The organism is Streptomyces sp. NPDC030143, assembly GCF_055573695.1.
Map to the genome: position 1 here is coordinate 153,783 of NZ_JBVIAY010000006.1, position 12,460 is coordinate 166,242.

At 71.6% G+C, this 12,460-nt stretch carries 9 protein-coding genes and 2 pseudogenes; 8 read left to right on the forward strand and 3 right to left on the reverse strand.

Features of this window, described 5'->3' with window-relative positions; all coding sequences use genetic code 11:
- Positions 1–141 precede the first annotated feature (141 nt).
- From ACZ4YY_RS13270 to ACZ4YY_RS13285, 4 genes are all read left to right on the forward strand, one after another.
- The gene (locus tag ACZ4YY_RS13270; RefSeq protein ID WP_468288055.1) at positions 142–1,323 is read left to right on the forward strand and encodes a sensor histidine kinase; all 1,182 of its coding nucleotides are present in this window, start codon (positions 142–144) and stop codon (positions 1,321–1,323) included.
- Between the two features lie 20 nt (positions 1,324–1,343).
- Positions 1,344–2,021, forward strand: coding sequence for a response regulator (locus ACZ4YY_RS13275; RefSeq protein WP_468288058.1), 678 nt, complete (start codon positions 1,344–1,346; stop codon positions 2,019–2,021).
- Between the two features lie 647 nt (positions 2,022–2,668).
- Positions 2,669–3,934 (forward strand): MalY/PatB family protein, encoded by a 1,266-nt coding sequence (locus ACZ4YY_RS13280; RefSeq protein ID WP_468288061.1) that lies wholly within the window; start codon positions 2,669–2,671, stop codon positions 3,932–3,934.
- A gap of 154 nt (positions 3,935–4,088) precedes the next feature.
- On the forward strand, positions 4,089–4,847 hold the full coding sequence (locus ACZ4YY_RS13285; protein ID WP_468288063.1) for a helix-turn-helix transcriptional regulator: 759 nt from the start codon (positions 4,089–4,091) through the stop codon (positions 4,845–4,847).
- A 114-nt stretch (positions 4,848–4,961) separates the two neighbouring features.
- On the opposite strand, the gene ACZ4YY_RS13290 is transcribed toward ACZ4YY_RS13285, so the two are convergent.
- The gene (locus ACZ4YY_RS13290) at positions 4,962–5,126 is read right to left on the reverse strand and encodes a hypothetical protein (RefSeq protein WP_468288066.1); all 165 of its coding nucleotides are present in this window, start codon (positions 5,124–5,126) and stop codon (positions 4,962–4,964) included.
- Positions 5,127–5,336: 210 nt separating this feature from the next.
- Here ACZ4YY_RS13290 and ACZ4YY_RS13295 point away from each other — a divergent pair, with 210 nt between their 5' ends.
- The 3 genes from ACZ4YY_RS13295 (at position 5,337) to ACZ4YY_RS13305 (ending at position 8,996) form a co-directional block, all read left to right on the forward strand.
- Positions 5,337–6,410: a GDSL-type esterase/lipase family protein gene (locus tag ACZ4YY_RS13295; RefSeq protein WP_468288069.1), complete on the forward strand. Its 1,074-nt coding sequence runs from the start codon at positions 5,337–5,339 to the stop codon at positions 6,408–6,410.
- 30 nt (positions 6,411–6,440) lie between these two features.
- Complete coding sequence (locus ACZ4YY_RS13300) at positions 6,441–8,069, forward strand: cellulase family glycosylhydrolase (RefSeq protein ID WP_468288072.1); 1,629 nt, start codon at positions 6,441–6,443, stop codon at positions 8,067–8,069.
- Between the two features lie 225 nt (positions 8,070–8,294).
- Positions 8,295–8,996 carry a GNAT family N-acetyltransferase gene (locus ACZ4YY_RS13305; RefSeq protein ID WP_468288075.1) on the forward strand — a complete coding sequence of 234 codons (702 nt, stop codon included), beginning with the start codon at positions 8,295–8,297 and terminating at the stop codon, positions 8,994–8,996.
- 413 nt (positions 8,997–9,409) lie between these two features.
- Here the strand turns inward: ACZ4YY_RS13305 and ACZ4YY_RS13310 are convergent.
- Positions 9,410–9,817, reverse strand: a pseudogene (locus tag ACZ4YY_RS13310) (RICIN domain-containing protein); the annotation flags it as partial.
- Positions 9,818–9,841: 24 nt separating this feature from the next.
- Positions 9,842–10,954 (reverse strand): annotated as a pseudogene (locus ACZ4YY_RS13315) (alpha/beta hydrolase family protein); the annotation flags it as partial.
- A 366-nt stretch (positions 10,955–11,320) separates the two neighbouring features.
- Here ACZ4YY_RS13315 and ACZ4YY_RS13320 point away from each other — a divergent pair.
- Positions 11,321–12,430, forward strand: a complete 1,110-nt coding sequence (locus ACZ4YY_RS13320; RefSeq protein WP_468288077.1) for an ABC transporter substrate-binding protein — start codon at positions 11,321–11,323, stop codon at positions 12,428–12,430.
- Positions 12,431–12,460 lie beyond the last annotated feature (30 nt).

The following is a 12,460-nucleotide window of genomic DNA, read 5'->3' on the forward strand; positions in this document are numbered from 1 at the left end:
TGGAAAAAGCCGGAAAAACCACACCCCCCGACGGAATAGAAGCAAATTGGGGTGGGCCCCAGTGGAAGCCCCACCCCCAGCGCGGGCCGGCCGGGTGGGGCTCTCCCGCCCGCGGCCGGCCCGCGCTCCTACAGTGAGGGCATGCAGGTGACAGTGGTGTGGCGGCAGTGGCTGTCCCGTCATGACCGGGCCGGGGACGCGCTCCCCGCGGTGGTGCTGGTGGTGATCGTCGCGGCGGCGACCGCCGCCGGGAAGTCCGGGTGGCACGAGCCCCGCTGGGGAGCGGTGGCATGGACGACGCTGTCCTGCCTCCCCCTGGTCGTCCGCAGCCGCTGGCCGCTGGCCGTGACCCTGCTCACCCTGGCCGGCGACCTCACGCACATGGCACGGACGCCGGAGCTCCTGACGGCTCCGGCGGCGAGCCTCGTCGCCCTGTACACACTCGCCACGCGGAGCAGCCGGCGCACGGCCTGGACTGTCGGCCTGGCCGCCTCCGTGGCGATCACAGGCGTCTACGCGGCCACGCACCCGGAGCCGCCGCTGGCGGGGACCAGCCTGTTGCGGTTCGACTTCGCGATCGCCGCCACCGCGCTCGGCGACGCCGTCCGCAGCCGTCGGCACCACCTCGCCCGGGCCGAAGCCCGCGCGGAGCGCGCCGAACGCACGCGGGAGGAGGAGGCCCGGCGCCGTGTCACCGAAGAGCGCGTGCGCATCGCGCGGGAACTCCACGACGTCGTCACTCATCACATCACCCTGGTCAACGCGCAGGCGGGCGTCGCCCACCACCTGTTGCGCACCGACTCCGAGCGGGCGTACGAGGCCCTGGCCCACATCAAGGAGAACAGCCGCGCCGCCCTCGACGAGCTGAGGACCACCGTCGGGCTGCTGCGCCAGCCCGACGACGCCCCCGACTCGCGGGCGCCCCTCCCCGCACTGGCCGACCTCGACGATCTCGTCGACGGGATCCGCGCGGGCGGGCTGAGCGTGCGGGTCGTCCGCACCGGCACCCCCGCTCCGCTGGCGCCCACGACCGAGCTGACCGCCTACCGCATCATCCAGGAAGCCCTCACCAACACCCGCAAGCACGCGTCCGGAGCCCGGGCGGACGTGGTCCTGGACTACGGACCGCACTCCCTCCGGCTCACCGTGACGGACGACGGGCGTCCCGGCGCGCCGCGGGGCGGGGGCAGCGGACACGGGCTGATCGGCATGCGGGAGCGTGCGGCCGCCATCGGCGGCACCGTCACCGCCGGTCCACGGCCCGAGGGTGGCTTCCGGGTCGTCGCCGACCTGCCGCTCGCGCTCGCCCCCATCTCCGCCTGACACCTCGAGGAAAGCCGTCCGTGACGATTCGCGTCCTGCTCGCCGACGACCAGGCCCTGCTGCGGGGCACCTTCCGCCTGCTCATCGACGCCCAGCCGGACATGGAGGTCGTCGCGGAGGCCTCCAACGGCCGCGAGGCGGTGGAACGGGCCCGGTCCGAGCGCGCCGACGTCGTGGTGATGGACATCCGGATGCCCGAGGTCGACGGCATCGAAGCCACCCGGCTCATCGGTGAGGACGAGGACCTGGCCGGAGTGAAGGTCCTCGTCCTGACCACCTTCGAGGTGGACGACTTCGTCATCGAGGCACTCCGGGCCGGCGCCAGCGGTTTCCTCGGCAAGGGTGTCGAACCGGCCCAGCTCCTCGACGCGATCCGCCTCGTCGCGGCCGACGAGGCGCTGCTCTCCCCCGCCGCCACCAAGGGGCTGATCGCCCGTGTCCTGGCCCACCCCTCCCCGGGCGATCTCGTCGATCCCGAGCGGCTCGCCGCACTGACGCCCCGGGAACGGGAGGTGATGGTCCTCGTGGCCGCCGGCCTGTCCAACCACGAGATCGCCGAACGCCTCTTCGTCACCCCGGTGACCGTCAAGACCCACGCCAACCGTGCCATGGCCAAGCTGGGCGCCCGCGACCGCGCCCAGCTGGTCGTCATCGCCTACGAGACCGGCCTGGTCCGCGCCGGAGAGCGGCCGGGCTGACTGCGCGGCCGGGAACTCCTCGGCCTCTTTCGATTCCGTCCGCGAAAGTCTTTCGTAACCGGGTGATTTCCCCTGCTTGTCCGGACCGGGAATGGCGTGTCAGTGTCCCGGCCAACAGGCAGACCGTGCGCATCGGCCGGCGAGAACAGCGAGGTGGCCGACCGGCTGGGGACAGTATGGAAAAGGGCCGCCCCGCTGTCACCGGTGTGTTTCCGAAACTGTTTCGCGCAGGACGTCGGCCCCATGACACGGCCGGATCTCACGCGGTCTTCCGACGCCCCGCCGGTCCCGTCCTGGCCCTCCGTACTTCAAATCCTTGTTGAAGGCAGGGCGGGACGAGGACCTCTGGACATCAAGCCCGTTGCCCTTACCTTCCAGCACCCACCCCGCGCTCACCTGCGTCATCGGGGCCTCGGTGCTGGGTCGACGTAACGACGGGCCATGGAACCCTTGCCAGGGCGATCAGGGAATGCAACTCTGTGTTGAATGGCTCGGCGGGTGTGCGGGAGCCAGAGCCGCCCTGGTTCCGCCTCTCCTCGATGGAGGTCCCCCGTGATGCAGCCGACGTCGACGCCGCACTCGTGCGAGCGTGCCGCCGGGCCGGTCGGTCTCGCCGTCGTCCCGGGCCGGCTCGCGTTCGGGGCCCCGTGGTGAAGGCGACCGCTGTCACGGGGCGCGGCACCGCGGCCGCCGGGGCCGGAACGCAGGCGAACCCGCTCGAGGAACTCACCCTGGAGCAGCTGCGTCGGCGCAGGAGCATGAAGTGGCGCACGCATCCGGCGGATGTCCTGCCCCTGTGGGTGGCGGAGATGGACGTCCCGCTCGCCCCGGCGGTCGCCGACGCGCTGCGCGAAGCCGTCGACACCGGTGACACCGGGTACCCCGCCGGGACCGAGTTCGCCGAGTCGCTGGCCGGCTTCGCCTCGCGGCGCTGGACGTGGGACGGGGTGGCGGTCGACCGCACGGCCGTGATCCCGGACGTGATGACGGGGGCTGTCCAGGTCCTCCGCCTGATCACCGACCCGGGCGACCCGGTCGTCGTCAACCCCCCGGTGTACGCCCCGTTCTACGCTTTCATCGCCCACGACGACCGCCGGGTCGTCGAGGCACCCCTCGGGCGGGACCACCGCATCGACCTGGACGCGCTCGAGGAGACGTTCCGGCGCGCCCGGGCTCGCAGCGGCAAGGGCAGGATCGCCTATCTCCTCAACAATCCGCACAACCCGACCGGCACGGTGCACACTCCCGGGGAGCTCGCCGCCGTGGCGGAGTCGGCCCGCCGGTACGGCGTCCGTGTCGTCGCCGACGAGATCCATGCCCCGCTCGTGCTGCCGGGCGCCACGTTCACGCCCTATCTGAGCGTGCCCGGGGCCGAGGACGCCTTCTCGCTGATGTCGGCGACCAAGGGCTGGAACCTCGCCGGCGTCAAGGCGGCGCTCGCAGTGGCGGGGCCCGAGGCGGCCGGGGATCTGCGGCGGATGCCCGAGGAGGTCCACCACGGAGCCAGCTACCTGGGGGTCCTCGCCCACACGGCGGCCTACCGCCACGGGGACGAGTGGCTGGACGCGCTGCTGGCGGGGCTGGACGCGAACCGGGCCCTCCTGGGCCGGCTCGTCGCCGACCACCTGCCGGGAGTCGGGTACACCGGGCCGGAGGGAACCTACCTGGCCTGGCTCGACTGCCGTTCACTCGACCTCCCTGCGGAGGAAGGCGCCGCGGACCTCGCGGTGGTCACCGACCTGGCCGGCCCCGCGCGGCTGTTCCTGGAGCGCGCCAGGGTGGCCCTGTCCTCGGGGCACATCTTCGGTACGGGAGGAGCCGGTCACGTCCGCCTGAACTTCGCCACCTCGCAGGCCGTCCTCACCGAGGCGCTCACCCGCATGGGACGCGCGGCCGCCCCACACGGGCGCTAGCGAAGCGACGCCGTCCCGGACCTTCAACCGCGCGTGGAACCTCCGACGCGATCGGGGGATTTCACCCGGTCCGATCTCGGTATCCTTCCAAACGGTGTTGAAGTGCCCGGAAAGCCGATCGGTTTGCCGGGCCGAACAGAGAACGGTGGCACGTATGGATCCGGCGCCGGACAGCTCGATGCTGCCGTCATCCGCGGCCCTGGAGGGGATGGACGCGGAGGGCGTCAACCGCGTCCTGGAACTCCTCGTTCCCCCTCTCCAGGCAGCGGTGCTCCAGCCGACCGAGGTGGTGCTGCACGACCTGCGCCGCATGCCGAACACCGTTCGCGCGATCGCCGGGACGGTCACCGGCCGGCGGGTCGGGGATCCCCCCACGGACAGACTGCTCGAACGGGTCGCCGCGGGCGACCTGCGTCACGAGATCGGTTACCGGACCCAACTGCCGGACGGGCGCGTCCTGCAGAGCACGACGATCGTCTACACCGCCGACGACGGACGCCCTGCGGCGGCGCTCTGCCTGAACACCGACGTGTCCGCCTGGGTCACCCTCAGGTCCGCCCTGGACCGTTTCGTCCTCGGGCACGATGTGACGTCCGTGCCCCAGGCGCCGTCCATGCCGTCCGCCCACCCGGTTCCTGCCGCGCCGGCGGCCGCCCGTCACGGGGAGTCCTTCCCCCACAGCGTCGAGGAGTTGTGTGCCCTGCTGGTGGACGCGGCCATCACGGCGATCGGCGTCCCGGTCGAGCGGATGCGGAAGGAACAGAAGCTCCAGGTGGTCGCCGAGCTGGAACGCCGTGGGTTCTTCCTGGTCAAGCAGGCACCCGAGACTGCGGCCGCCGCGCTCGGGGTCAGCCGCTTCACCATCTACAACTACCTCAACGAGTTGAACGGCTCCCCTGCGCCATCCGCCTGACCGGGGCCTGACAGCCGTACGTGGCACCTGCCGCCCAGCGGTGAGGTACGGCGTTCGCCACCGGTGAGGGCGCCGCGGCGCCCTCACCGGTGGCGTGTCACGCCGCGGCGGACGTCAGGTGAGGGTCCACTTCTGGTCGGCCCCTCCGGTGCCGACCAAGGCGGTGCCGTCGGTGGCGGCGATGCCCTGGGCGCGCAGGGCGTCGATGTCGGGGGCGGTGCTGCCGGAGACGGCGGCGAACCTCACCGTGTTGCTGCCCTTGGCCAGGTGCGCCAGCACGGAGACGGTGCGGTAGGTGGTGGCCCAGCCGGTCGGGGGGGGAAGGCCACGATGTACTTGAACTGGCCGTTGACCTGGAGGGTGGCCTTGCGGGCGTGCTACCGCCGTTGTAGGTGATTTGGAGGGCACCGCACACCTCTTGACGCGTCAATGACAATGATGGCGTGATGTCATGGGAGCGCTCCCGCCTGACGAAGGGAAGGGACCACCATGCGCAGCACCCCCCTCTTGGAGCTCCGACGCATCCTTCTTGCCACGCTCGTGCTGTGCCTCGCAGGGGCACTCGCACCGTCGGCCGCGGCCGCCCCCGCCGCGGCTCCCGTACGCGTCATGCCTCTGGGCGACTCGATCACCGGCTCGCCCGGCTGCTGGCGCGCCCTGTTGTGGAACCGCCTGCAGAGCACCGGGTACACGAACGTCGACTTCGTGGGCACCCTGAGCCACCAGGGCTGCGGCCAGGCGCACGACGGCGACAACGAAGGCCACGGCGGCGAACTGGCGACCAACGCGGCCGACCAGAACCTGCTGCCCGCCCGGCTCGCGAGCGCGCGTCCGGACATCGTTGTCATGCACTTCGGAACGAACGACGTCTGGAGCGGTATCGCCCCGGACCGCATCCTCGCCGCCTACTCCCGGCTGGTGGAACAGATGCGGGCGTCCAACCCCGACATGAGGGTCCTCGTCGCCCAGCTCATCCCGATGAACCCCACCAACTGCGCCGGCTGCGCCCAGCGTGTCGTCGACTTCAACGTGCGGATCCCCGCGTGGGCCCGGGCGACGAGCACCAGCCGCTCCCCCGTGACGGTGGTCGACCAGTGGACGGGCTTCAGCACCGCCGCCGACACCTATGACGGCGTGCACCCCTCCGCCTCCGGCGACGCCAAGATCGCCGCCCGTTGGTACCCGGCCCTGACCGCCCTCCTCGACCAGGAGCCGCCGGACGACCCGGGCGGCGAAGAGCCCGCCTGCACGGCCGCCTTCCGGGCCGTCTCCGTCTGGCAGGGCGGCTACCAGGGAGAAGTCACGGTGACCAACACCTCCGACGCCCGGGTCTCGGGCTGGACCGCCACCGTCGTACCGGCCGCGGGCGGACGTCTGACCCAGGTGTGGAACGGCAGCCTCACCACCGCCGCCGACGGCAGGGCGACCGTCACCAACGCGTCCTGGAACGGCGCCCTCGCCCCGGGTGCGAGCGCCACGTTCGGCTTCGTCGCCACCCACCCGGCCTCGGCCGGGACCCCCTCGGCGACCGTCAGCTGCACCGCACGAGCCGCCATCTCCTGAACCCACCGTCCCCGATCCTCCGGAGCCGACATGAGATCCCGCACGGTCCCACGAGGGGCCGCCGTCATGGCCGCCCTCCTGGGCCTCCTCGTCCCCCTGCTCGGTTCCGGCACCGCGGCCCAGGCCGCACCCACCGGCTTCCGCGTCCTGAACGGCCGGCTGCTGGAGGCATCCGGGAACGACTTCGTGATGCGGGGCGTCAACCACGCCCACACCTGGTATCCGAGCCGGATCAGTTCCCTTGCCCACAGCAAGGCCAAGGGCGCCAACACCGTCCGCGTGGTCCTCGCCAGCGGCGACCGCTGGACCCGCAACGACACCGCCGACGTGGCGAACGTGGTCTCCCAGTGCAGGCAGAACCGGCTCATCTGCGTCCTGGAGGTCCACGACACCACGGGCTACGGCGATCAGAGCGGAGCGACCACCCTCTCCCGCGCGGCCGACTACTGGATCAGCGTGAAGAGTGCCCTCACCGGCCAGGAGAACCACGTCATCGTCAACATCGGCAACGAGCCGTACGGCAACAGCAACTACACGAGGTGGACGGCCGACACCAAGGCGGCCATCCAGAAGCTGCGCAACGCCGGGTTCGACCACGCGCTCATGGTGGACGCCCCCAACTGGGGCCAGGACTGGTCGTTCACGATGCGCGACAACGCCGCCTCGGTCTTCGCCGCCGACCCCGACAGCAACACGATCTTCTCGGTCCACATGTACGGCGTCTTCAACACGGCCGCGAAGGTCAACGACTACCTGAACCGCTTCGTCGCCGCGAAACTCCCCATCGTGGTGGGCGAGTTCGGCCACGACCACTCCGACGGCAACCCCGACGAGGACACCATCCTGGCCACCACCCAGCAGCTCGGCCTCGGCTACCTCGGCTGGTCCTGGAGCGGCAACAGCAGTGACGTCGGGTACCTGGACATGGTCACCGGCTTCGACCCCGACCAGCTCACCGCTTGGGGCCGGCGCCTCTTCAACGGGGCGAACGGCATCGCCGCCACCGCCGAGGAGGCCGCGATCTACTCAACCGGCGGCGGGGACACGACCCCTCCGACCGCTCCCGGCACCCCGGCCGCCTCGGAGGTGACGTCGTCTTCGGTCAGGCTGACCTGGTCCGCCGCCACCGACTCGTCCGGGGTCACGGGGTACGACGTGGTGCGGGTCAGCGGCGGCACCGAGACGCCCGTCGCCTCCGCGACCGGGACCTCCGTCACCCTGAGCGGCCTCGCCCCGGCGACGTCGTACACCCTGGCCGTCTACGCCCGCGACGCCGCCGGCAACCGCTCGCCGCGCTCCGCCACCGTGACGGTCACGACGTCCTCCGGTGGTTCCGCGGCCACCTGCGGCGTCGGCTACCGGGTGACGGGTCAGTGGTCCGGCGGGTTCCAGGCCGAGATCGTGATCCGCAACAGCGGCACCTCGGCGATCAACGGCTGGACACTGCGCTGGACCTTCCCCGACAGCCAGCGCGTCAGCAACTTCTGGGGTGGAACGGCGACGCAGAGCGGCTCCGAGGTCGCCGTGACCTCCGTGTCGTACACCGCGGCGATCCCCGCGGCCGGCTCGGTCACCCTGGGCTTCACCGCCTCCCGGGGGGTGGTGAACCCCGGTCCCGCCGCGTTCACCCTCAACGGGGCGAACTGCTCCGTGGGCTGACCGGCGCCGAGCCCTCGACGGCGGCCGTCGAGGGCTCGGTCCCGCACGGAGGTGCTGAGGTGTCTCGCCGGTGCGCCGGCCGGTGAGCCGACGCCGCCCCGAGCCCGGAGCCGAGGGCGCGTGCCGGTGACCGGCGCACGCTCGATAGGCTGCCGTTCCGGCGGGATCACGCGGCATGCCCCGGGCGCGCCCGGCGTCCCCGCACGCCACGAGAGGTGCAGCACGATGAGGGACCGCGACGTCGTCGCGCTCGACGACCCGGTGGGCGAGTCGCTCCGGGGCCACCACGCGCGTCTGGCCCGCCGGGTGGGCCGGGCCGCCACCTACGAGCCGGGGGTCGCGACCTTCTCGGCGGTGTCCGCCGACGCCGGTCCGACAGGGTGGGCCGACCTCGCCGAACTGCTCGGCCCGGGCGCGTTCGCCGACATGTTCAGCAGCCCGGCGACCCCGCCGCCGGAGTGGGACCGGGTCTTCGTCCTCGAAGGCCGCCAGATGATCCGGGCCGGCGACAGCCGGCCCGGTCCCCCGCAGACCGAACCGGACGGCGTGGTCGAACTGGGCGCCGAGAGCGTGACCGAGATGCTCGACCTCGTCGAGCGGACCCGGCCGGGGCCGTTCTGGCCGCGCACTCATGAGCTCGGCACCTATCTCGGCGTCCGCGAGAGCGGCACGTTGGTGGCCATGGCGGGCGAACGGCTCCGGCCGCCGGGGTGGACCGAGATCAGCGCCGTCTGCACCGCCCCCGAGGCGCGCGGGCGAGGCCACGCCGTCCGGCTGGTGAGCGCGCTCGTCGCGCGCATCCTGTCCCGGGGCAAGCATCCTTTCCTGCACGTGGCCGAGGCGAACACCGGCGCGATCGCACTGTACGAACGGCTCGGTTTCGAGACCCGCAGGCAGGTGACCTTCCGCGGGTTCCGCACCCCCTGACGCGGGGCGACGACCGCCACCCGCCGGGCGGTCCTCAGGTCCCCGTACACCTCGGCGACCTGTCCGCGGCAGCACGGGGCGAGGGCGTGGCTCCGCCGGCCCGAAGCCAGGAACCGGCCGTACGCGGTGGGCCGGACAGGGGCCCGCTGCCGTGCGTTCGCGGACCGCGCGGGATCGGCGGCGCGGGCCGACTCACGGTCGCGTTCGGGCGGTGAGCGCCCAGCGGTTGAGATGGGGACGGCCCGTCCTGAGGACACCCCGCGTCCGACCGCTCCGGCGCTCGCACGGGACCCGCTGTCGTCGCTCACGCCGACCGGTGTCGAACGCTGCGTCGAGGAGCGGGATGAAAGAGGCCGAAGTGCCGGGCGGGCCCGGCACTCGGCCTGATCCGTGACCGCATGGTCCGGTCGGTCCTACCGGAGCGTCCACCGCTGGTTGGCCCCGACGTTGCAGTTCCACAGGACGGTTCGGGTGCCGTTGGCCGTGCCGGCGTTGTAGGCGTCCAGGCACAGCCCGGACCGGGTGCTGGTAACGGTGCCGTCGGTGTTGACGTTCCACCGCTGGTTCTGCCCGCCGTGGCAGTCCCAGATGACGACGCGCGTCCCCGGAGAGGTTCCCGAGGCCTCGGCGTCCAGGCACTTGCCGCCGTACACGCGCAGCTCTCCGGCGGCGGTGCGTGTCCACTTCTGGCCGGCCCGGTCCAGGCAGTCCCACAGCTGGACCTGGCTGCCGTTGGTCTGGGACGAGTTCGCCACGTCCAGGCAGCGGCCGGAGCCGGCGCCGACGACCTGCCCTCCGCTCGGCGGCGGGGTCGTGCCGCCCGGCGGCACGTACGGGCACTTGGTCCGGGACCGGGAGATGTTGCTGGAGTCGGCCAGGGACGGGCACAGGAACTGGGTGTAGCGGGTGTCGTTGTCGAGGAAGATCTTCATCCAGGGGATCATGCGGCGCGTCACGTTCGAGTTGCCCCACGTGGGGAAGCCGTGGCCGCCGCCGGTGAGCTCGAGGAAGGCGCTCTGGGTGCCGGCGGGGATGCCGGCGTAGAGGCCGTCGAGGTAGGACGGGGTGACCGTCCCGTCGTCCCGTGCGCCCATGATCATCGTCGGCACCCGCAGAGTGGAGAGGTTCTGCGAGGGAGAGAAGGGTGCGAGGGGGACGGCGGCCTTCAGGGAAGGTCGCCGTTCGGCCGCGCTGATGGCGCCGCCGCCGCCCATGGAGTGTCCGATCACGCCCAGCCGATCGGGATCGACGCGGTCGCGCACCGGGCTCTTCTGGGTGAGGTAGTCCAAGGCGGCCAGAAGCTGGGTGCCGCGGGCGGTGTCGAAGTCGTTGGGGCTGTTGGTGTCGATGCCGATCACCACGAATCCGAAGGAGGCGAGCCAGTGCCCCATCCAGGCGCCCTCGGCGGCCCACTTGGCGGTGTAGCCGGGCACGGCCGCGATCGCGCCCCAGGTCCCCAGGCCGGTGTCGGTCGGGTAGTAGATCCTGCCGCCGTTGAAGCCGTTGCCGGGCGACACGTTCATCTCGGCGGTGGCGAACGTTCCCCTCTGGGCCGCGACGCTGCTCACAGTGGGGGCCGGGCCCCGCTCGTACGGGTTGTCGGAAGCCGACGCCGGTCGGGCCGACGCCGGCTGGATCGCGACCAGCGCGGCGATCAGCCCGGTCACGGCCGCGACCAGGGCCGCCCTCAGCGCGACGATCCTGCGGGTGACATGCACGTGCACGGTCGTGTTCCTCCTCGCCCTCGTCATGTCCACGGAAGCCTGAGCGGTGCGCATCAAACCCGTCGAATGGCATATGCATGACAGAACAGAAATCGGGATGTGGGAGCGTTCCCAGTCGCCGAGCGTAGAAAGCCCCTGACATGCCGTCAAGGATTTTGTCCGACTCTGATGTTGGATCATGTTGAGATTCGAGGAGACTCGTCCCCCGCCGCCCGAAGAACTGCTTCCGGACATCTGTGACCCGGCGACATTTCCTGATACACACTTCCCAACGCTTCGCAAAGAAAGATCTCCCCTCCATGGTGAAGCCCTACTGCAAACGTGACGGGATGCGAAGCAGGCAAGCACCTGCGGCACAGATCATCCCGTTCCCCGGGCTCAGGCGTCGGCGGGCCGGCCACCGCCTACGGGCGACCTGAACCGCCGAACACGTCGACACCGCGGCCCCGGACCTCCGCCCGTTGGCGACCTCCCCGGCCCGCTGAAGGCAGTGGACGGCCTCGACCTCACTCCCCGACCGGATCCAGGCGGCGGGCGGCCGGTGTCACACCCCTCTCGCACCCACCCACACCGCTCCTGCACCAGATTCCCAGGAGGCAGATGGTGAGCGACGCCATCGACCGCAGAGCGTTCCTGCGCGGGATCGGCGGAGTCACTGCAGGCGTCGGCGCCACGGCGCTCCCCGCGTGCCAGACCCGCGCCGGCCGCAGCGCCACCGGAACCCGCACCCCCGGCACCTCCGACCGCAAACTCCTCGTCGTCCGTGACATCGGCGGTTCCTACGGCGAGGCGAACCGCAAGGCCGTCTACGACCCGTTCACCCGAGAGACCGGCATCCGGGTCGAGACGGTGAACATCCTGTACGCGCGGATGCTCGCCCAGATCACCGAGGGCCGCCCGCAGTTCGACGTCATGGACACGAACATGACCCACCTGGTGCTCTTCAAGCAGGCGGGCGCTTCCGAGGAACTCGACTACGACCGGCTCCGGAACGCCAGGAACGCGGGCATCGCCAAGTCTCTGCTCACCTCGCACGGCGTGGGCAAGAACTACTGGGCGAGCGTCCTGGCCTACCGCAGCGACGCCTTCGGCGGGAGAAGGCCCCGGTCCTGGGCCGACTTCTGGGACCTCGGGGCCCTGCCGGGCAGAAGAGCGCTCCAGAGTTCCCTGGACTGGCCCGAGCTGGAGTTCGCCCTGCTCGCCGACGGTGTGCGGCCCGACGCGCTGTACCCCCTCGACGTGGACCGTGCCTTCAAGGTCCTCCAGGAGATCAAGGGCTCCGTGCGGACGTTCTGGGAGAGCGGCGCCGTGCCGGGTGACCTGCTGGACCGCAGGGAGGTCGTGGCCTCCAGCGTCTGGCACGGCCGTCTGCAGAGTCTGATCAAGCGCGGCTCCCCGCTCGCCTACGAGTGGAACGGCGCCCGCAGACAGAGCAACGGCTACGGAATCCCCCGAGGCGCCGCGAACCCCGACGCCGCCTACCGGCTCATCGACTTCGCCCTGCGGCCCGACACACAGGCCCGCTTCGCCCGGATCTACCCCGAGGGACCTGTCGTGCCCGCCGCCTACGCCTATCTTCCCGAAACGGCCGCCGCGGAGTTGGCGAGCTCTCCCGGGCACCTGCGGTCCGGCTTCGACCTGGATGTCGAGTGGTGGATCGAGAACCGGGATTCCGTGACGAAGCGCTGGCAGGCGTGGGTACGGGCCTGAACCGACGCAGTGGGCGCCGGCTCGGACGGG

What these genes read in the sequence shown, in the direction of transcription:
- ACZ4YY_RS13285 (WP_468288063.1), top strand. Translation starts at nt 4,089, where the DNA reads ATGGATCCGGCGCCGGACAGCTCGATGCTGCCGTCATCCGCGGCCCTG.
- ACZ4YY_RS13320 (WP_468288077.1), top strand. Translation starts at nt 11,321, where the DNA reads ATGGTGAGCGACGCCATCGACCGCAGAGCGTTCCTGCGCGGGATCGGC.
- ACZ4YY_RS13295 (WP_468288069.1), top strand. Translation starts at nt 5,337, where the DNA reads ATGCGCAGCACCCCCCTCTTGGAGCTCCGACGCATCCTTCTTGCCACG.
- ACZ4YY_RS13305 (WP_468288075.1), top strand. Translation starts at nt 8,295, where the DNA reads ATGAGGGACCGCGACGTCGTCGCGCTCGACGACCCGGTGGGCGAGTCG.
- ACZ4YY_RS13270 (WP_468288055.1), top strand. Translation starts at nt 142, where the DNA reads ATGCAGGTGACAGTGGTGTGGCGGCAGTGGCTGTCCCGTCATGACCGG.
- ACZ4YY_RS13300 (WP_468288072.1), top strand. Translation starts at nt 6,441, where the DNA reads ATGAGATCCCGCACGGTCCCACGAGGGGCCGCCGTCATGGCCGCCCTC.